The organism is Halobacillus litoralis, from assembly GCF_004101865.1.
GTDB classification, from domain to species: Bacteria; Bacillota; Bacilli; order Bacillales; family Halobacillaceae; genus Halobacillus; species Halobacillus litoralis_A.
This window is the reverse complement of record NZ_CP026118.1, coordinates 1,007,385-1,027,674: the sequence shown is the minus strand read 5'-3', so window position 1 is coordinate 1,027,674 and position 20,290 is coordinate 1,007,385. Positions and strand designations below refer to the sequence as shown.

Sequence of the window (20,290 nt, the reverse complement as noted above, 5' to 3'; positions counted from 1 at the left end):
CTATTCAGAAAAAAAGAAGATTCCCCTAACGAAACGAAGGAGCGCAAGGGTTTGAACGACAGGTTATTTTAAATTCACCGGGCAAGACTACAAAAAAAAGCCTCTGGTGCTCTTCCAGAGGCTTTACGTATTCAGTCTTGTAAGCGGGAATCTTGTAACAAGCGCCCGATTTCTTCCATATGGCCAGTTTCATCTGCAATCATATCGTCCAGTTTTACTGATAATTCAGTCAGCCCCAGTTCTTCTGCTTGTGTTTTTCGTTCTTCATATCGTTTAATCGTTTGTCTTTCAGCTTCCTTAGCTTCTTCCAGCATAGGTCTTACTTCTTTTAACTGCTTCACTTCAGCGGGGGTTGTCGTCGGTGTACCGCCTAGAGTACTGATTTTTTCCGCTAAGTAAACGGCATGTTCCTGCTCATCCGTTACTTCACTTTCGAAGAAGGGTTTGAGTACTGAACGATATAAACCAGTTACGACTGCTGCATTATAAGTGTACATGATCGAAGCGGCATATTCATGCGCCAAGTCTTCATTGAGTCCTTCAATTAATGCTTTCATCTTTTCATCCATACAACAACATCCTTTCTTTATCCTTGTCACTTTATCAATATTCCCTGCTATTAGCTCTTTAAACATGATTTCTCCGTCTGGAGGCGGAGAAGATTCCCACCCGAGGGTTGTTCCTCCTTTTCGGAAAGACAGGTAAAATAGTGGTAAGAGATTGGAAACGAAAAGGGATTCATAGGACTTTTGTCGAATTGTATTTATGTTAGATACGAAAAAGGATGAGTGTAATGAGAAAGAAAGTATTTCATATAATATTAGCCGTCCTATTAGTAGTCGTCGGGGTTGTTCTGCTTTTGTCGAATTTGAACATTATTTCCCTGGAAATGAAATTATCCTGGGTTAATATTTACCCTGTTATTTTTATTATTCTTGGCTTGAAAATCTGGATGGATACAATTTTAAAGCAGGGTGGCAGTTGGATTTTCGGTTCTTTTCTGACAATATTCGGCGGCCTGCTTTTCTTAGACAGGTTGGATGTATTCGGTTTCAGTTTCAGCCAAGTATGGCAGCTGTGGCCACTTCTCTTCATTTATATCGGTTTCAGTATTTTTCTTGGCAGGAGTAATAAGAAGTATATTTTTGAGTATGATTCAGGTACCTCCCACTCCCGAGGGCGTAACAAATCAAAAAGGATGATCGTCGGTGACCATTCCTTCAATCAGGATAATTGGAAGGTCGAACCGATGAATTTGTGGAATGGCGTCGGTGATTATAAATTCGACTTCACGCGCGCCTTCATTCCTGACGAGGATACACCAATCGCTGTCCGGGGTTGGGTGGGAGATGTGAAAGTCATCATTCCTAAGCATGTCCCATTTCGTGTGGAAGCTGTAATCAAAGTGGGAGACATTAAGGTAGTTGGTCACAATGCAGAAGGAGTGAATCGGACATTACAATATGAGACAGATGACTACGCCTTAGCCACACGTCGATTGACATTCCAGATCGATCTTGGTATCGGCGATATTAAAGTAGTTCAGGTGTGAAGGGTGGAAGGCACATGTTGAAACAGTTGAATAGTATTCGTTATATGTATATCCGCTCTCACTTATATGGATTGATATTGAATACTTTTATTTTAGCCGCCATCATACTATCTATATATGTATGGTTCCAACCGGCCTGGTTGAGCGCTGGAGCCATTCTCCTTTTCATCATGTTATATCTGGGGATAGGTTTTTTCATGTCGATTTATGCAGGGTTCAAATCCAGTGGTGATTTGAAGCAGCGGATGGATTATATCTCAAGTATGATTACCCAGCTGGCACGTGGTAAATTTTCTGCAAAGATTTATTTCAATGAAAATGATGAAATAGCTGGACTTGGTGATGAGTTGAATGAGTTGGGAGAAAAGCTGCAACAGCAAAAAGAGGCGCTCTTGAAATTGGCTGATGAAAAAGGGGAGCTTGCCCGAACCGCCCATAAAGCGGCGACAATCGAAGAAAGGCAGCGACTTGCACGAGACCTGCATGATGCCGTCAGTCAACAATTGTTCGCTTTGACAATGATGGCACAGGCAACAGAAAAAGTATTTGAAAAGAACCCGTCTCATGCAAAGGAGCAACTGCGGGAAATTACAGAAATGGCCCTGCAGGCCCAAACGGAAATGAGGGCACTGCTTCTTCATCTCCGACCTGTCCACCTTTCTGGAGAGCCTCTGACAGAAGGTATCGCCTCTCTGGTGGAAGAACTGAAGAAAAAATGTCAAATCGATTTTGATCTTCAGATGGAAGAAATTCATGGACTTTCCAGAACGATCGAGGAGCAACTATTCCGCATTATGCAAGAGGCGCTATCGAACATCCTGCGTCATGCTAATGCGACAGAAGTGAAAGTGGAGGTTTCCCGAGGAGGCGAAGAAGTGTTTTTACATATCGCTGACAATGGGGTTGGATTCAATACAGAAGAGAAAAAAGGAAATAAGACGTCCTATGGTTTGAAAACTATGAAGGAACGATGTGAAGAAATTGGTGGTACATACGCCTTACGTTCACGGCAGGGAGAAGGGACGCACATCGATCTTCGCGTGCCCGTGCAAGTGTCTATGAAGGGGGAAGAATAGATGATAAGAGTGGTAGTCATTGATGACCATGATGTAGTTCGGAAAGGAGTCATCACTTATTTGAACACAGAAGATGACCTGGAAGTTGTCGGAGAAGCTTCCAGTGGCTTTGATGGAGCAGCGTTGGTAAAGGAAAAACAGCCGGATGTCGTTTTGATGGACTTGATTATGGAGAACGGTACAGGAATAGAAGCGACTGAAGAAATCATGAAGACAGAAACCTGTAAAATAATCATTTTAACTAGTTATTACGATGATGAAAAAGTGTTCCCTGCTCTCGAGGCAGGAGCCTTCAGCTATATGCTGAAAACATCTTCAGCTGATGAAATTGCTGATGCGATAAGAAAAGCAGCGCGGGGAGAGAATGTCATCGAATCAAAAGTAGCTACAAAGATGATGTCCCGCTTCCGCCAAGAGAAGAAGCCGCATGAAGAATTGACGAAGCGGGAGTTGGAAGTGCTGAAGTGCGTCGGTGAAGGGATGACAAATCAAGAGATCAGTGATTCTCTTTTCATCGGTGTCAAAACGGTGAAAACCCATGTTAGTAATGTTCTGGGCAAACTCGGTGTTCAAGACCGGACACAGGCTGCTGTTTATGCGCATCGGAACGGATTACTAAAAAAACTATGATTGGTTGGCTTGAGCTGCTCTTTTAAGGGCGGCTTTTGCTCTGTCTATGAAAAACCGTCATCCTGTTCTTTGGCTGTGACAAAAAAACCGTTCAAAAATTGTTGAAGCATGTCAGGCAGGAGGCATGTGCCCGCTTCTCATATTCAAGGCTCTACTTGGTTGAAGAAGAAAGTATTTCTCCGGCTTGAAAGACATTTCATGACTATTAAACTACTTTGTTTTCAAGACAATTCCTAGTATAATGGCAGAAGAGAGAGGTAGAAAGGATTTAACTTATGAAGAAGAATATTGAATCATGGCTGTTTCTGTTATGGGCAATATCGCTCGTAGCGACAGCTGGAAGTTTGTTTTTCTCTGAAGTGATCGGTTATGAACCGTGCGAAATGTGCTGGTATCAGAGAATATTGATGTATCCGCTTGTCATCATCTATGGTACCGCTCTATTGAAGAAGAACATGGATATCGGACTGCCAGGACTTATTTTAAGTGGAATCGGAGGGATGGTTTCTATCTATCATTACTCTGTCCAGAAAATTCCCGCTCTTTCATCGGGGGATGCTTGCGGACTCGTGCCTTGTAATGTCCAGTATATCAACTTATTCGGTTTTGTAACGATTCCGTTTTTGGCGGGAACAGCTTTCATTATCATTTTCATCGTTCATTTGATGTTATTTAAGAAAGAAAGGAAGTAAAGGTTCATGAAAAAGAATATGATCATATTCGCAAGCGTGCTTGCTGTACTTATTGTTGTACTAATTTTTGTTGTCAATTACCAGACCTCAAAAAAAACCGCAGATAATCCATACGGGAAAGACAATCTTGATCCAACGACCGTCGAGCAGTTGGACAACCCGGATTATCAGAATCAAATTCAACCAGATGAATTGGAAGACCAGATTCAGTCAGGTGATCCGACTACTGTTTATTTTTATGATCCGAACTGTGCCCATTGTCAAAGAGTCACACCAATCTTAGTCCCCATTGCAGAGGAATTCGAGGTCGATATGAAAAAAATGAATTTAGAGGAATTCAAAGATCAATGGGGCAAGTATGGAATAGAAGGAACACCGACACTTGTCCATTATGAAAACGGAGAAGAACAAGCCCGTATAGCTGGTGAACAATCTGTCACAGCTTATGATGATTTCTTTCGCAGTGAAGTGCTGGATGAGGCCCCTGACCAAGAAGAAGAATAGCATAGGAAAAGTGAGCGGCTCAGGCCGCTCACTTTTCCTATGCTATTCTTCTAGCTGTATCGTTTGGTACTTCGTAATGTACGCGTCTCCATCTATGAAAGAAGGCTTCTTCTGATGTTTCGGTCCGGATTTTTTGTGAGCGTCTTCGAAGGATTGAGAGTTTTTCCAGTCTTCAAAGTCCTGCTCATTTCTCCATTGGGTGAAGACGACGTAGGTGTTGCCTTTCAAGGGACGTAAAATACGGATCGCTTGGAAGCCTTCACGGTTTTCAACGTTTCCGGCGCGGTTTTTGAAGCGATCTTCAAAAACCGGACGACCTTCGTCACTGACAGGGATATTGTTCATAACCACATATCCTTGGGGCTGGACTGTGCCGACGTGGTCTACGGTTTCGTACTCCCGTCCTTCTTCAAAAATGGAGGTATCTTCCCCCTCATAATAGGCGACGGTTTTGTCCTGGTCCTGCAGTAAGAACAGAGATGCTTCTGGATGCTGCTTCTTGAGTTTTGATAAGTAATTCAATGTACCATTCGTCATCGATACTTTCATAGCCAATCTCTCCTTTCCTTCCATACATTCAGTTTATCAAGAGGAAATCATTGGGGGCAAGTTTGAAGGTGACGGACAGAAAGGATGCACGATACTTGAACATCAAAGAATTATCTAAACGGTTACCGCCCTGGACGAAACGTTTGAAATGGCCGGGTATTGTCATAATATCGCTCACTTTATTGGCTTTGATCAGCTTTTTGGTGATTATCTTTGGCGGGCGCTTTGTGGTGGATGAAGAAGATTTGATTTTAGATGAAATGACGACAGTTGAAACAGAAGAAGGAGAAGTCATCGAGAGGATCTACACGAAAAACCGGAAAGTCGTGCCGATCTCATCTATTCCGGAACACGTGCAAGATGCATTTATAGCTATTGAAGATGGGCGTTTCCGTGAGCATTCCGGTGTTGATTTCAAAGGGATCATGAGAGCAGTCTACAAGGATATCATCGCGATGAAAAAGGTTGAAGGTGCAAGTACGATCACCCAGCAGCTGGCGAAGAATTTGTTTTTGTCTAATGATAAAACGTGGATGAGGAAGACGAAAGAAGTCATGGCTGCGATCTATTTGGAGCGGAACTATACAAAAGATGAAATATTAGAGCTTTATCTCAATCGTATTTATTTCGGGGAAGGAACATATGGAATAGAGGCAGCTTCCCAGCACTATTTTCAACAATCTGTCGATGAATTGAGCGTGGCTCAGGGAGCTTTGCTTGCAGCCATGCCGAAAGCACCGAATACGTATTCTCCTTTTGAAAATCCAGAAGCGGCTGAACAAAGGAGGAATATCGTTTTATCTCGTATGTATGACGTGGGAAGCATTAGTGCTGAAGTGATGAAACGAATGCAGGGATCGACTCTTGCCGTGGAGCGGGCAGAGGAAAGCGCTGATACATGGTCTAACAGTTATGTGGATCTCGTTATTGATGAAGCCGCTGAGGAATATCATATTTCCCGGGACGAATTGAAGCGGGGAGGATACAGGATCGTTGTTGAAATGGATCCCACTATCCAGCGCATTGCCGCTGAAGAGATGAAAAACGGAGAGTTTGTTCCAGGAACAAAAGGGCCTGTCGAGGGAGCTTTTACGTTGATGGAACATGATTCTGGAGCGCTCGTTGCTGTTGTCGGCGGGCGGGATTTTAAGCATGGTGATTTCAACAGGGTCAAGGCTCAACGTCCACCGGCCTCTGTCATTAAACCGCTTGCCGTGTATGGACCAGCGATGATGAGCGGGGAGTATGATCCTTTTTCTTTGCTATCTGATGAACAGCAGGTGTTTGGTAAGAAAGATTGGAAACCATCGAATCATGACGATCAATATGACGGTCAAGTGTCGATGTATCAAGCTTTGATCGAGTCGAAAAATGTCTCTGCTGTTTGGCTGCTCGACAAAATAGGGATCGATTACGCAAAAGATTACCTGGATAAATTAGGGTTGACGACTGATGATAAAGGATTGGCGATAGCTCTTGGAGGGCTTTCAGAAGGCTACACCCCCTTTCAGCTGGCAGAGGCTTATGGTACATTTCCTCAAGGAGGAACAAAAAAAGACAGCTATACAATCCGTCAGATTTTTGACCGTCATGATGAGGTTATCCACGAGCATGAAGTCAACGAGACGGAAGTGTTCGATGCCCAAACCTCCTGGTATATGACAGAAATGCTCAGAACGACAGTCGAAGAAGGTACAGCAAAGGCGGGCACCTATAATAAAGCATTGGCAGGGAAAACAGGGACGAACCAAAACCTGGATGTCTGGTTTACAGGTTACACACCTCAATATGCTGGTGCGTTGTGGATGGGCTATGACCGCACTGGCAATGAAGGAGCGGAACTTGAAGGAAGCAGTGTTTATCCGACACGGTTGATGAAATCGATTTTGACACGGATCGATCAACAGAAGAATTTACAAACAGCTTTTGAGAAGCCAGAAGGAGTCGAAAGCCTCCCGGAACCGGTGGATCTCCCAGTGATCACTAACGCCCGTGGAGACTTGGATTTGACTGGACTCGCTTTGTTACGAGGGACGATCAGCTGGTCAGCACCAAAAGATGAACGCATCGTTTACCGTATTTTTAGAGAAGAAGACGGAGAAGATGTTAAAGTTGGCGAAGTTACGGGAAAAGGTGAATTTAAAGTAAGTGCTTTCAGTATTTTCGATCAGACGAAATATTATATTGTTCCATATGATCCGCTGACCGGTAAAGAAGGAAGACCTTCGAATACGGTGACTTTAGAATGGGACCTGTAAAAACGCACAAAAACGTGACAAATGAATCATTATTCTATACAGAAGAACGATAAATCGTTATAGTGGAAAGCGGATGAATGAACGTGATAAAGGAGCCTTAATGATGATGAACAAAATTGAGAACGATACGATACTCAGAGCTTTTCGAGGTGAGGAAACAGAGCATACACCCGTCTGGTTCATGCGTCAGGCTGGAAGGTCACAGCCGGAGTACCGCAAGCTGAAAGAGAAATATTCCTTATTTGAAATTACTCATGAACCTGAATTATGCGCATACGTCACACGTTTGCCTGTAGAACAATACGGTGTCGACGCAGCGATTTTGTACAAAGACATTATGTCACCACTGCCGGCACTCGGCGTGGATGTCGAAATTAAAAAAGGCATTGGACCTGTCATCCATAACCCGATTCGCTCAAGAGCGGATATTGAAAATCTAGGGACAATCGATCCGGAAACAGATGTTCCATATGTACTTGATACGATCCGGCTGCTTACAAAAGAGCAGTTGACTGTGCCGTTGATCGGTTTCAGTGGTGCGCCATTTACCCTGGCGAGCTATATGATCGAAGGGGGACCTTCGAAGAATTACAACAAGACGAAATCTCTCATGTACAGTGAACCAATGACCTGGTTTGCTCTGATGGATAAACTTGCGGACATGGTGATCAGCTATGTAAAAGCACAGATTTCGGCAGGGGCCAAGGCGATTCAAATATTCGACTCGTGGGTCGGATCATTGAATGTTGAAGATTATCGTACTTACATCAAACCGGTCATGCAGCGCATTTTTTCTGAATTGAAAGAAGAGAATGTTCCATTGATCACTTTTGGTGTAGGTGCTCGTCATTTGCTTCACGAATGGGATGATTTACCCGTAGATGTCATCGGTCTTGACTGGCGGACTTCCATTACAGAAGCGAGAAAATCCGGGATTACGAAGCCACTTCAGGGCAATCTTGATCCTTCCACTTTGTTAGCAGACTGGGATGTAATTGAAGAACGGGCAAAACGTATCCTTGATGAAGGAAAACAGCATCCAGCACATATTTTCAACCTTGGGCATGGTGTAACACCAGATATCCAGCCGGAAACTCTGAAGAGGTTGACCAGTCTAATTCATGATTATTCAAAAAAGAACTAAGAGGTGAATGAACATGGCGAAAAAACAAATGGGACTCCTTGTGATGGCATATGGCACACCTTACAAAGAAGAAGATCTGGAAAGGTACTATACTCACATCCGCAGAGGGCGTAAACCATCGGATGAAATGCTGCAGGATTTGCGTGATCGTTATGATGCTATCGGCGGTATTTCTCCACTAGCCAGAATTACAGAAGACCAGGCAGAAGCATTGAAAGATACACTGAATGAAAAGCAAGAGGACATTGAATTCAAAGTTTACCTTGGTTTGAAGCATATCGAGCCATTCGTGGAAGATGCAGTAGCTCAAATGAAGGAAGACGGAATTGAGGAAGCGGTAACGATCGTTCTTGCTCCCCATTACTCGACTTACAGTGTGAAATCCTATAATGGACGTGCGAAAGAAGAAGCGGACAAACATGGTATCTCGCTCCGTTCGGTTGAAAGCTGGTACGATGCTCCCGGTTTCATCGATTTCTGGAAAGATGTCATCAATGCAGAATATAGCAAAATGGATGAAGCAGAAAAAGAGAAAGCATGCTTGATTGTTTCTGCCCACAGCCTTCCTATGAAAATTTTGGAAGGTGGAGACCCTTACCCTGATCAGCTTAAAAAGACGGCTCAGCTCATTTCCGAGGCTACTGGCATATCACAATATGAAATCGGCTGGCAAAGTGAAGGGAATACCCCTGATCCCTGGATTGGACCGGATGTCCAGGACCTGACCAGTGAACTTTACAATGAGAAAGGTTACCGCAGCTTTGTTTACGCGCCGGTAGGTTTTGTTTCCGACCATTTAGAAGTCCTTTACGACAATGACTATGAATGTAAGGTCGTCTGTGAGGAAGTCGGAGCGAATTACTATCGACCAGAAATGCCGAACACAAACCCGAAATTCATCCAAACACTCGCCGATGTGGTTTTGGATAAAGTGAAAGAGTAGGGATTCTATGACTGAACGAAAACGAGTCATCGTCATAGGTGGGGGCATTTCCGGTCTGACATCCGCCTACTACTTGCAAAAAGAAGTACGGGAAAAAGGTCTGGACTATGATGTCCAGCTCCTTGAATCAAATGAAAGTCTCGGAGGCAAGATCAGTACTATACAAAAAGATGCTTTTACAATTGAGCGTGGACCTGATTCCTTTTTAGCACGGAAAGAAAGTGCAGGAAGGCTGGCCCGAGAAGTCGGACTAGGTGGCGATCTGGTCCCGAATGGTACAGGGCAATCATATATATTAGTAGACGGTAAACTGCACAAAATGCCGAGTGGCTCCTTTATGGGGATTCCTACTCGTATCCGTCCTTTCTTATTCTCTGGCTTGTTCAGCCCCGTAGGAAAACTGAGGGCAGCGATGGATTTGGTCAAATCGAAGAAAACGGTGGAGGGTGATCAATCACTCGGCTTGTTTTTCCGGCGTCGTCTCGGTAATCAGGTAGTCGAAAATTTGATTGAACCTCTTTTGTCAGGTATTTATGCTGGAGACATCGATCGTCTCAGCCTGCAATCCACCTTTCCGAACTTTTATGACTTGGAACAGGAACACGGAAGTCTAATTAAAGGCTTGCGTAAGACCTATCCGATCAGGACACCGAAAAAAGGCGAGAAGAAGCCAAGCATGTTTCGTACGCTCAAACATGGACTGGGCTCTCTTGTCAAAGCCATTGAAGAACAATTGGAACCTGGTTCTATAAGGACAAGTATCCAGGTCGATCATATTGAAAAGAAAGAAAATGGCTATCATTTACTGTTGAGTGACGGGACCGTTGAAGAAGCGGATGCCATCATAATGGCAACTCCGCATTTTGCTGCTCAACGTATGCTTTCTCAATACGAGTTCTTAGAAACATTTAAAGAAACGAATGCAACATCTGTAGCAAATGTTGCGATGGCATTTGATGCTTCAGCGATCAAAAAAGATATCGACGGTACGGGCTTTGTCGTGTCGAGGAATAATGATTTTCGAATTACAGCCTGTACATGGACCCATAAAAAGTGGCCCCATTCCACACCGGAAGGGAAAGTGTTGCTTCGTTGTTATGTAGGTAAGCCTTCCGATCAAGAGGTGGTCGACATGTCTGATGAAGAAATTCAAGAGATCGTATTGAAGGATTTGAACAAAACGATGGACATCACTGCAAAACCTGAATTTTCCGTTGTGACTCGCTGGCATGATGCCATGCCGCAATACAAGGTAGGCCACAAAGAACGCCTTAATGAAATCACTGAGCAAATGGAAAAGGAATTACCCGGTGTTTATCTGGCAGGTGGCTCTTATCGTGGAATTGGTTTGCCTGACTGCATAGATCAAGGGGAAGCCGCTGTTCAAAAAGTTTTACAATATTTGCATCAGTAATAGAACATGGATCATTCGAAACATGTGAAATTTTTCGAGTGCAGCATGTAAAGAATAAAGTCGGAGTTCTGAATCGTGTGCGATTCAGAACTCCGACTTTTGTTATTACGAGATGATTTGTGACGGAGAAAGGTTGGGGAAACACTAGGGAGTTTAAATGGAATAATATGTTAAAATGAAGTTTTCAGAACTAATAATGGAGGTGGGAGGTCGGCAGTGCTAAATTCACTTCGAGCAGGAATCGGCCTGCAAGCAATCTTTTTTATATTATTTTTCGGGACGCTCCTGCCAAGAATGAATAATGTAATTGGTGCGATTATTTGTTTGACTATTGGTTTATTAAGTCTTTTCATTGGTATAAAATCTTTTTTACATCAAAAAGATGCCGTTCTTCCTACACTGATTATAGGTACTTCCGTTATTATTATTGCATTTACGATTTTTGCTTATTTTATGGGGGAAGGTGGATACCCTCCATTAATATTGCAATAACTCCAGAGCAAAAAGGTATTGGAAGGATTCATGATTTTTTTATGCTTTCCCCATTTATTTACGAACTGATTTCCCTTCACTATAAGGAAATCGCAATACAAAAGTAGTGGCCATTTTTTATGAAGTGGTCGACATGATTTCAATGAAATCGTCGATGAATGCCTCGATGTTAAAATCGATGATGATTTGGTGCATTGGATAATTTTCAATATACTCTGGATTGGGGCGGAAATCCGCATAAGTTAACCCTTTTGAATGCCCGTCGGTAGTAATCAGTACTTGACGGTCAACCACATGGAACAAATCCGGTTTCATCAAGTAGGAAAATAGGGTGACATCATGTAATGGTGCTCCATTAATAGAAGGGAGAAGGGTTTCATATTGTTTGGAATAGTAATTCATAATCGGTTGAATGATCTTTGAAAAAGGGGTGTCGTTTTGCGCCACAATTTTTTTCGTCACTTCCGGGGAAATGACTGCACGGTTACTTATGTTCAGTGGAACAAATGTGACCTGCCCCCCGTATGTGGCTATGATTTTTGCAGCTTGAGGGTCCCCATAAATATTAGCTTCAGCCACAGGTGTCCGATTCCCAGGGACGAAAAAAGCTCCTCCCATGACAAGGATCTGTTTTACTTGCTCGATGTTGGTTTCTGCCTGAATGAAGGTTAGGGCTAGCGAAGTAAGGCGTGACAGGTTGATGATTGTAAGGTCTCCCTCATGCTCTTCGATCAGTTGGTAGACCATCTTGAAGGGGTGGATATACTCGGGAATTTCTATCGCTGGCACGAGATCACCTAATCCATGCAGGCCATGGATATTATAAAAAAACTCCGGAGGGGATGCGGTGAGAGGGGACTCTGCACCAAGAATAAGAGGAATATCATTTCTGCCTGCAAGATCTAACAAGTAAGTAGTATTCTTTAAAGCGATGTCTTGACTCACATTCCCGTATTCGCATACGATCCCGAGAATTTCTATTTGGGGGTGAAGAAGGGCGTACATAATCGCAAAAGCATCATCAACGCCGGGATCTGCGATAATCAGTACTTTTTTCAAAACATCGACTCCCTTAATTTTCCTTTTTTTATAGTTTATTATAATAAATCCATTCATATCACTGCATTTAAATAAAAATGGTATGATTCATACAGGTTTATGAAAGGGCTTGCAAGAAAGAGGGAGGATTAGTATGATTAGAATTGGAAACGTTTTCAAGATTACATCAAGGGGGAGTACGAATGGCTACGATTGAAGATGTAGCAAAGCTGGCTGGATTGTCAAGAACAACGGTGTCTCGAGTCATTAATGACCAGCCTTACGTGACGGAAGAAAAGAGACAGCGAATCATCCAAGCCATGAACGATCTCGGTTATGTCCCCAATTCTTCCGCTCGTCGCCTACGCAGTCAACGAACAGAAACAATCGCCGTCTTGCTGCCTCGCCTGACGAATCCTTTTTTCGGCAATTTGATTGAAGCAATGGAAGAAAAGGCATCCGAATGGGGATACCAAGTGATTGTCTGTCAAACACATGATTCCAAAAAAAAAGAAATGGACTATTTGCAGTTGCTGAAAACCAAGCAGGTTGATGGCATCATCATGGCATCATTGGTCAACGATTGGGAAGTAGTGGAGCCTTACCTCGAGTCTGGTCCGATCGTTTTTTGCAATGAATATATGGACGAGTCCTGCATTCCTATGGTTCACATGGATCATAAGCAAGCAGCATATGAAGCGACCGTTCATCTGTTAGAACAAGGGTGTAAACAAATCGCCTATGTTACCGGGGGTCCAGAGAGTCATTTATCAAAAGAACGCAGAAAAGGATTCACTTCAGCCCTTTCCGAGTATAACCTGCCTTTTATAGAAGATATGACAATTGACTGGGCTATGGACGTGAGTGATGGACAAAAAGTTTTTCATATGATCAGCAATGAGTTCACGCAAGTCGATGGGATATTTACAGGTTCAGATGAAGTCGCGGCAGGATTGATCTATGAAGCTGCTTCTTCTGATTGGAGAATTCCAGATGACTTAGCAGTAGTGGGTTTTGATAACCAAATGCTTTCACTGTTGATGGTCCCATCTGTGACAACGATTGAACAGCCAGTCAAACAGATGGCGGATAAAACCGTAGAGGTTCTCATTCAACAATTGCTTCATCCTGGAACGTTACCAGCACAGAAATATGTTTTTCCTCATCAGTTGTTGATTCGGAATTCTACAAAAAGAAAAAAACTATCCATCCAGTAGAGGCTTCTACCGGATGGTTTTTTTATGTAAACTTCATCAACAAACGTGCAGTTATCTGTAAAATTTAATTTCGAGATGTTTGTAGAAATTTAGGGTCGTTTGGGAAGGGCTCGTCCAGTTCCATTGCCAATCGTGTCTCCCAAGGCAATTCCGCATTTGAACACTTTCCACGGGAGCGCGCTGACCTCCTTGTTCCCCTCCGCCCCCTGCCATATAGTGTTATCGAAATCACATGAGGGTGCTACTGCGCTTTGATGGAGAGGGAGTCCTGTGAAAACGCAGAAGTTCTAGCCCATCCAGGTGCATAAACGCTGCTATAGAACCATCCGGAAAAGATTCAAGGTAATTCTCTTTCCCTAATAGAAAGGTCCTTTCACCAAGTTGAAGATGGGTTGGCTGGTAAATGACGAGACTCCCGCAGGAGAAGGAGCCAGGCGAGACCCCACAGGGAGTGTGAAACGACCGAGGAGGCTTGCCGGTTCCCCCGCAGGAAAGCGAGTTGTTTTCCAGCCGACCCACACTCTTATACCGTAAAGGACTTACTCGAAGCTGAGTGCAGCAGATATGGAGGGGTTGAGTGGGGATAACACTTTAGTTTAGCAGGGTCAATCTGAAAAAACACAAAAAAATAGCAGCCTGTGACAGCTGCTCCAAATTTCATGTTCTTTCAGTTGATTTTTGTGGAATACTAGAATTAGCGTGCGGGATGGTCGCAGTCGTCACAAACGTTACCGTAGCAATCAGCTTTTTCCTGAATGACATTTCCACAGCTGGAGCAGTGTTTTCTCGGAAGGTTACGAAAGAATTCAAGTACGTTCATCATTTGTAAATCGCCTCCAATTAATTTTTAATGTAAAACCATTGTATTATAACAATATTCAGAAATCAACAAACTGTTATAAAACAATGATAAAATAGGAAAAAAGATACAGGGAGTGAAGGAAATGAAAGTTACAGTAATTGGCTATTGGGGTGCATACCCTGCTGAAGGAAGTGCTACATCTGGCTATTTATTTGAAAAAGACGGTTTTTCAATGCTTGTAGATTGTGGCAGTGGGGTCCTGTCACGCCTGCAGCAATTCAAAAAGGTCAATGACATCGACGCTGTCATTCTGTCACATTACCACCATGATCACTTTGCAGATATCGGTCCACTGCAATACGCTTGGTTGGTACAGAATACGATTGCTGAGACTGGAGAAATCCTTCCAATATACGGACATGAGGAGGATAAAGAGAAGTTTAAAGCGTTGACGCACCAATATACAGAGGGGGTCGCGTATGATCCTCAGCAATCTCTGCAAATCGGTCCTTTTACCATCGATTTTGAAAAAACACTCCATCCGGTCCCATGTTATAGTATGCGTATTACAGACGGAGATGCGACTATTGTTTATACAGCGGATACGAGCTATTTCTCCGGTTTGTCCGACTTCGCGAAGGGGGCAGATCTTCTTATCACCGACACTAACTTTTATAAAGGGATGGATGGCGAAGGCCCCGGACATATGACTAGTCCTGAAGCGGCAACGATTGCCAAGAATGCTGAGGTTAAGACATTATGGCTGAGTCACCTGCCTCATTTCGGGAAATTGACGCTTTTGCGTCAGGAAGCGGAAGATGTATTTGAAGGCACCATCCAATTAGCGGAAGAGGGGTTATCGTGGAGTAAATAGATTGTCTATCCATGTCGAAACCATTACAATATAGAGTGGAGACAACGGACTAGAAAGGATGAGAAGAATGCTGTTTATCGATCATGAGGGGATCAATGACCCGCGAATCAATTTAGCGATCGAAGAGTATGCGTTGAAAAACCTCGATATCAACGATACTTATTTACTGTTCTATATCAATAAACCATCTATCATTATCGGAAAAAACCAAAACACGATTGAAGAAATTAACACGAATTATGTTGAGGAAAATGGTATTCATGTCGTACGTCGCCTGTCTGGCGGGGGAGCGGTATATCATGATCTTGGAAACTTGAATTTCAGTTTCATTACGAAAGATGATGGAGACAGCTTTCATGATTTTGCCAAGTTCACCCAACCGGTTACAGAAGCGTTAAGTAAGTTAGGCGTCAATGCTGAGCTTTCTGGGCGGAATGATATCGTCGCGGAAGATGGACGAAAAATTTCCGGGAATGCTCAGTTCACTACCAAAGGGCGGATGTTCAGCCATGGAACACTCATGTTCGATTCTGAAATTGAGAATGTGGTTTCCGCATTAAATGTAAAAACAGAGAAAATAAAATCGAAAGGGATCAAATCGATTCGCAGTCGTGTGGCGAACATATCAGAATTCCTTGAAGAAAAAATTTCAATGGAAGAGTTCAAAGAGTTGGTCTTACGCTATATATTTGATGTGGAAGATGTGAAAGATGTCCCGCAGTACAAGTTGACTAAACAAGATTGGGAGAATATTCATGAGCTGGCTGACGAGCGTTATAAGAACTGGGATTGGAATTATGGGAAATCTCCGAAGTTCAATATCCAGCACACTAAACGCATTGAGGGCGCTGGCAGCTATGATATTCGTCTGGACGTTGCAAAAGGATATATCAAGAACACGAAAATCTTCGGAGATTTCTTCGGTGTCGGTGATATCAATGAGATAGAAGAGAAGTTGATTGGGACAAAATATGATCGTCAATCCTTGTCGGAGGCTCTTGGGGAGACAGATATCCCTCATTATTTAGGAAAAATCAATAAAGAAGATTTCCTTGATATGTTGTACTAGTTATTAGAGGCCGATCCAGCAGCTGGATCGGCCTTTTTATATTCGGTCCCAGCCCCTCGAGGTCTTAAGAACAACCCTTATGGGAATGAGGTCGCTCCCCATAAGGATTGTTCTTAAGCTTGTCGGGTCTCCCGGGGCACTTGCGCTTTTATTCTACAAATGTTGCTAATTAATTGTCAGTATTTTATAATTAGAGTGAAAATTATAATTATGAATGATTATTCATTCATAAAAGGGGGAGCATTCATGAATTTAAGCGAACAATTGTCGCTGACGGCGCAGCAGCATCCTGCCAAAGTGGCCTACATATTCCAGGGGCAGCAGGTAAGTTACCGTGAGTTTGATGCGTCAGTCACAAAATTCGCTTCAAAGTTGTCTGAGTTAGGCTATGGTAAAGGTGATCATATTGCGCTTGTAAGCGGAAATAGTCCATTATTCATGATCGGATTATATGGTGCCTTGCGATCTGGGGCTACGGTTATACCGGTCAATCCTACGTATACGGTTGATGAAATGAGCTATATTTTGAAAAATGGCGATGTCAAAGCAGTTATGACGATGGATGTCTTAATGGAGAAATTCGAGCATATGGACGAAATGCTAGGGGTGTATCATTATTTTGTCGCTGATACTGGCATGGGAATCGATCTGGAGAAATCTTCACTCTACTTAAAAATGAAATCGTTTACAAAGACTGTGGCTGAAGGAGAGCTTGAATATGAAGCAGCACCGATTGATGAAGAAGAAATCGGGGTGATTCTATACACCTCCGGAACGACTGGCAAGCCTAAGGGAGCCATGCTCACCCACAAAAACTTGTATTCCAATGCTACAGATGTTGCCGAATACTTACAAATCAATGCAGATGATCGTGTGATTGCTGCATTACCGATGTTCCACGTGTTCTGTCTCACAGTCTGCCTGAATGCTCCTGTCATGAATGGGGGGACAGTCCTTATCGTTCCTAAATTCTCACCTCAAGAAGTGTTTGCAACAGCCGAAGAACATCAAGCGACTGTGTTTGCCGGGGTTCCGACGATGTACAACTATCTTCTGCAAACTGGCAAAGACCAAGTTGAGACCTTCCGCCGTATCCGTTTGTGTATCTCAGGTGGTTCTTCCTTGCCTGTCGCTCTGCTTGAATCTTTTGAGAAGCAATTCAATGTCCGGGTTTCTGAAGGTTATGGATTATCCGAAGCTTCTCCGGTAACCGCATTCAATCCACTTGACCTTCCTAGAAAAGCCGGTTCCATCGGGCGGAATATTAAAAATGTGGAAAACAAGGTAGTTGATGAGCTTGGTGAAGAAGTGGCGGTCGGAGAAGTCGGGGAACTGGTCGTCCGTGGTCCGAATGTTATGAAAGGATACTACAAGCTTCCTGAAGAAACCGCTGTCACGATTCGTGATGGATGGCTTTATACAGGTGACATGGCCCGGAAGGATGAGGAAGGATATTTCTATATTGTAGATCGTAAAAAGGATATGATTCTGGTCGGTGGATACAATGTATATCCGCGCGAGGTCGAAGAAGTCTTGTATAAACATGAAGACGTGACAGAAGTAGCTGTAGTCGGTGCTCCTGACCCGGAGCTGGGAGAGACGGTAATCAGTTTTGTCGTGTCGAAGAACCCGACTTTGAATGAAGCGGCACTCGTAGAATATTGCCAGGATCGGTTAGCGAAGTATAAACTTCCTACCCGTGTGGAGTTCATGAGTGAATTGCCGAAAAATACGACCGGTAAGATTTTAAGAAAGAATTTAAGAGAACAATTAACTCAATCATGATGAAAAGCGCTCAGTGTCCCTGAGCGTTTTTTCGTCTATCCTTTTCAAAGGTTTGCTTAAGCTTGTCGGGGCTTCCCAAGGCGCTTGCGCTTTTGTTTAAAAACTTTGAAACGTAATGCTTTTTCGTCCGTAATGATAGGAGGGGGATTGATATATGATGAAAGAATTACATGAGTCTCTTCTGGAAGCCAGGAAAAAGGTGTTGGAGCAAAATCGATTGTACAGGGAGTTAAGCCAGTTAGACACTGAAAGAAAGGCACTAGAGGATAAAGAGCAGGTATTTTTGAATAAATTGAACGAAGAAAATGAAGATGTAGAAAAATTGAAGCGTATGAGCTTGACGAATATTTTTGTTACTCTGACAGGTAAGAAAGAAGAGCGGATAGAACAAGAAGAAAGAGAAGCTGTTGAAGTACGTTTGAAATGGCTTGAGGCTCATAACTCAATCAAAGACATTGAGCAGGAAATGGAAGCGATACAGTCACGGAAGCGGGAACTTGGAGAAACTGAAGTAGAATATGAAGCCCTCTACCGTAGAAAAAAGCAATACATAATTCAAAATGGAGAAGAGAAAGGGGAGCGGTTGCTTGAGATAAGTGAGCAGCGCTCCCAAATCCAGGCGGAACTTATAGAATTGGAAGAAGCAATAACAGCAGGTAAGGAAGCGAAGTCGTCTCTTGAGGATGCTTCTAAGTCTCTGAGTTCAGCAGAGAATTGGGGAGCGCTTGATATGGTGGGCGGGGGGTTGCTGACAACAGCAGTCAAACATTCGCGTATCGATGATGCGGACTCTGCCATTCATAACGCGCAACGCCATTTGCGGAAGTTTGCAAATGAGATTGAAGATCTTGGTGACCATTATCATGTAGAGGTTGTAATTTCCGGAGGGTGGACGGTTGCTGACTATTTTTTTGATGGGTTGATCGTCGACTGGTTTGTGCAGAACCGCATCCAATCTTCCCATGAAGAAGTACGTGAAATCCGTGAGAAAACCCATCAAGCACTTTTGGATTTAGAATCCTTGCAGCGGCGATTTAATAAGGAAGACGAAAATTTAAAAGCGATTCAGGATGAAATGGTAGGTGTGTGATGAAGAAAACGCAGGAAGAGGTAAGTATGTCATTTAATAGCAATTTCGCAACCTGTTGCGGTTCTCCGCAACTTTTTTTCGGTGAAGGTACTCGGAGAATATATTACAATAGAAACAGATAAGCGGTGATGCTTATTTATCTCAATACTATTTATGATTGGTTGTCATAAATAGTTCAGTAATTTTCATTACTGGTGAGTGTAACAGTTGAAAAAGCATCTTTCCTCTCAGAAGTGTTTTTTCAAACAATTTATTCCCTCACTCAAAAGTTAACCAGTCGTCTCTTTTGGCCAATGCTCAAAGTAGCATTGGCACTTTTTTTGTGTCTATAATTTACGGCGGTTTGTCAAGATGGCCTTTATCTATGGTAAAGTAGGCATACAAAGATGTTGAAGGAGAGAGAGTATGGCTGGTTTAGATAATAAAGTCATCCTGATCACAGGAGCGAATAGAGGCCAGGGGAAAGCTATTGCTGAACATTTGGCCTCTTCAGGTGCAAATGTGGTGATTGGTTCCCGTAGTTACGAGCAAGCGGAAGAGGTAGCCGGACAGATCGGTTTGGCGCGGGCTTTGCCTGTGGAGCTGGATGTTACGATGGAATCTCAATGGACAAATGCAGTGGAAGAGACGATCCGGAAGTACGGAAAAATAGATGGCCTGGTCAACAATGCCGGAATTCTAAAGCGTAAACCCTTCACAGAAATTACGGCTGAAGAGTATCAACAGTTGATTGATGTGAATCAAATCGGTGTGTTCACTGGAATGCAAGCGGTCATACCATATATGGAAAAGCAGAAAAAAGGATCGATTATTAACAATTTATCGATTTCAGCATTCGCTCCTATCAGTAAGTCTTCTGCCTATGCTGCTACGAAGGCATCCGTCGTAGCGATGTCTAAAGCAGCGGCGATTGAATTGGGACCAAAGGGTATACGTGTCAATATGGTGCATCCAGGCGGAGTAGAGACAGAGATGACTACAGAAGGCAAAGGTGTTCCTGATTTTTATGACACGATCCCACTTGGACGGATCGGTCAGCCGGTAGAAATTGCCAAAGCTGTAGCGTTTCTCGCTTCAGATGAAAGCTCCTATTGTACGGGGACAGAGATTATTGTAGATGGTGGTATGACTTTAGGTACAACTGATCAATAATGGATGGAA

At 43.2% G+C, this 20,290-nt stretch carries 20 protein-coding genes; 16 read left to right on the top strand and 4 right to left on the bottom strand.

The window, feature by feature from the left end:
- Positions 1-131: 131 nt before the first annotated feature.
- On the bottom strand, positions 132-569 hold the full coding sequence (locus HLI_RS05175) for a ferritin-like domain-containing protein (protein ID WP_128523647.1): 438 nt from the start codon (positions 567-569) through the stop codon (positions 132-134).
- Positions 570-793: 224 nt separating this feature from the next.
- Between HLI_RS05175 and liaF the strand changes: the two genes are divergently transcribed.
- From liaF to HLI_RS05150, 5 genes are all read left to right on the top strand, one after another.
- Positions 794-1,552, top strand: coding sequence for a cell wall-active antibiotics response protein LiaF (liaF, locus tag HLI_RS05170; protein WP_164908491.1), 759 nt, complete (start codon positions 794-796; stop codon positions 1,550-1,552).
- Positions 1,553-1,566: 14 nt separating this feature from the next.
- The gene (locus tag HLI_RS05165; protein ID WP_128523643.1) at positions 1,567-2,628 is read left to right on the top strand and encodes a sensor histidine kinase; all 1,062 of its coding nucleotides are present in this window, start codon (positions 1,567-1,569) and stop codon (positions 2,626-2,628) included.
- Positions 2,629-3,258 (top strand): response regulator, encoded by a 630-nt coding sequence (locus HLI_RS05160; protein WP_128523641.1) that lies wholly within the window; start codon positions 2,629-2,631, stop codon positions 3,256-3,258.
- A 275-nt stretch (positions 3,259-3,533) separates the two neighbouring features.
- Positions 3,534-3,950: a disulfide oxidoreductase gene (locus HLI_RS05155; RefSeq protein WP_128523639.1), complete on the top strand. Its 417-nt coding sequence runs from the start codon at positions 3,534-3,536 to the stop codon at positions 3,948-3,950.
- 6 nt (positions 3,951-3,956) lie between these two features.
- Positions 3,957-4,454: a thioredoxin family protein gene (locus HLI_RS05150; RefSeq protein ID WP_128523637.1), complete on the top strand. Its 498-nt coding sequence runs from the start codon at positions 3,957-3,959 to the stop codon at positions 4,452-4,454.
- Between the two features lie 42 nt (positions 4,455-4,496).
- On the opposite strand, the gene HLI_RS05145 is transcribed toward HLI_RS05150, so the two are convergent.
- Positions 4,497-5,003 (bottom strand): antibiotic biosynthesis monooxygenase family protein, encoded by a 507-nt coding sequence (locus HLI_RS05145; protein WP_128523635.1) that lies wholly within the window; start codon positions 5,001-5,003, stop codon positions 4,497-4,499.
- A gap of 68 nt (positions 5,004-5,071) precedes the next feature.
- Here HLI_RS05145 and HLI_RS05140 point away from each other — a divergent pair, with 68 nt between their 5' ends.
- From HLI_RS05140 to HLI_RS05120, 5 genes are all read left to right on the top strand, one after another.
- Positions 5,072-7,261, top strand: coding sequence for a transglycosylase domain-containing protein (locus tag HLI_RS05140; protein ID WP_241655939.1), 2,190 nt, complete (start codon positions 5,072-5,074; stop codon positions 7,259-7,261).
- Positions 7,262-7,367: 106 nt separating this feature from the next.
- Positions 7,368-8,405, top strand: a complete 1,038-nt coding sequence (gene hemE, locus HLI_RS05135) for a uroporphyrinogen decarboxylase (RefSeq protein WP_128526820.1) — start codon at positions 7,368-7,370, stop codon at positions 8,403-8,405.
- A 13-nt stretch (positions 8,406-8,418) separates the two neighbouring features.
- Positions 8,419-9,348: a ferrochelatase gene (gene hemH / locus HLI_RS05130; RefSeq protein ID WP_128523633.1), complete on the top strand. Its 930-nt coding sequence runs from the start codon at positions 8,419-8,421 to the stop codon at positions 9,346-9,348.
- A gap of 7 nt (positions 9,349-9,355) precedes the next feature.
- Complete coding sequence (gene hemY / locus HLI_RS05125; protein WP_128523631.1) at positions 9,356-10,762, top strand: protoporphyrinogen oxidase; 1,407 nt, start codon at positions 9,356-9,358, stop codon at positions 10,760-10,762.
- A gap of 216 nt (positions 10,763-10,978) precedes the next feature.
- Positions 10,979-11,254: a hypothetical protein gene (locus tag HLI_RS05120; protein ID WP_128523629.1), complete on the top strand. Its 276-nt coding sequence runs from the start codon at positions 10,979-10,981 to the stop codon at positions 11,252-11,254.
- Between the two features lie 117 nt (positions 11,255-11,371).
- On the opposite strand, the gene HLI_RS05115 is transcribed toward HLI_RS05120, so the two are convergent.
- Positions 11,372-12,313, bottom strand: coding sequence for a nucleoside hydrolase (locus HLI_RS05115; protein WP_164908490.1), 942 nt, complete (start codon positions 12,311-12,313; stop codon positions 11,372-11,374).
- Positions 12,314-12,495: 182 nt separating this feature from the next.
- Between HLI_RS05115 and HLI_RS05110 the strand changes: the two genes are divergently transcribed.
- Positions 12,496-13,509 (top strand): LacI family DNA-binding transcriptional regulator, encoded by a 1,014-nt coding sequence (locus HLI_RS05110; RefSeq protein WP_128523626.1) that lies wholly within the window; start codon positions 12,496-12,498, stop codon positions 13,507-13,509.
- Between the two features lie 694 nt (positions 13,510-14,203).
- Here HLI_RS05110 and yhfH read toward each other — a convergent pair.
- Positions 14,204-14,332 carry a protein YhfH gene (yhfH, locus tag HLI_RS05105; protein WP_128523625.1) on the bottom strand — a complete coding sequence of 43 codons (129 nt, stop codon included), beginning with the start codon at positions 14,330-14,332 and terminating at the stop codon, positions 14,204-14,206.
- A 121-nt stretch (positions 14,333-14,453) separates the two neighbouring features.
- On the opposite strand from yhfH, the gene HLI_RS05100 reads away from it, so the two are divergent.
- The 5 genes from HLI_RS05100 (at position 14,454) to HLI_RS05080 (ending at position 20,281) form a co-directional block, all read left to right on the top strand.
- Entirely contained in the window at positions 14,454-15,185 is a 732-nt protein-coding gene (locus HLI_RS05100) for an MBL fold metallo-hydrolase (protein WP_128523623.1), read from the top strand.
- 67 nt (positions 15,186-15,252) lie between these two features.
- Positions 15,253-16,254 (top strand): lipoate--protein ligase, encoded by a 1,002-nt coding sequence (locus tag HLI_RS05095; protein ID WP_128523622.1) that lies wholly within the window; start codon positions 15,253-15,255, stop codon positions 16,252-16,254.
- 246 nt (positions 16,255-16,500) lie between these two features.
- On the top strand, positions 16,501-18,039 hold the full coding sequence (locus HLI_RS05090; RefSeq protein ID WP_128523620.1) for a fatty acid--CoA ligase family protein: 1,539 nt from the start codon (positions 16,501-16,503) through the stop codon (positions 18,037-18,039).
- 154 nt (positions 18,040-18,193) lie between these two features.
- Positions 18,194-19,129 (top strand): hypothetical protein, encoded by a 936-nt coding sequence (locus HLI_RS05085; RefSeq protein ID WP_128523618.1) that lies wholly within the window; start codon positions 18,194-18,196, stop codon positions 19,127-19,129.
- A gap of 405 nt (positions 19,130-19,534) precedes the next feature.
- Positions 19,535-20,281 carry an SDR family NAD(P)-dependent oxidoreductase gene (locus tag HLI_RS05080; protein WP_128523616.1) on the top strand — a complete coding sequence of 249 codons (747 nt, stop codon included), beginning with the start codon at positions 19,535-19,537 and terminating at the stop codon, positions 20,279-20,281.
- Positions 20,282-20,290 lie beyond the last annotated feature (9 nt).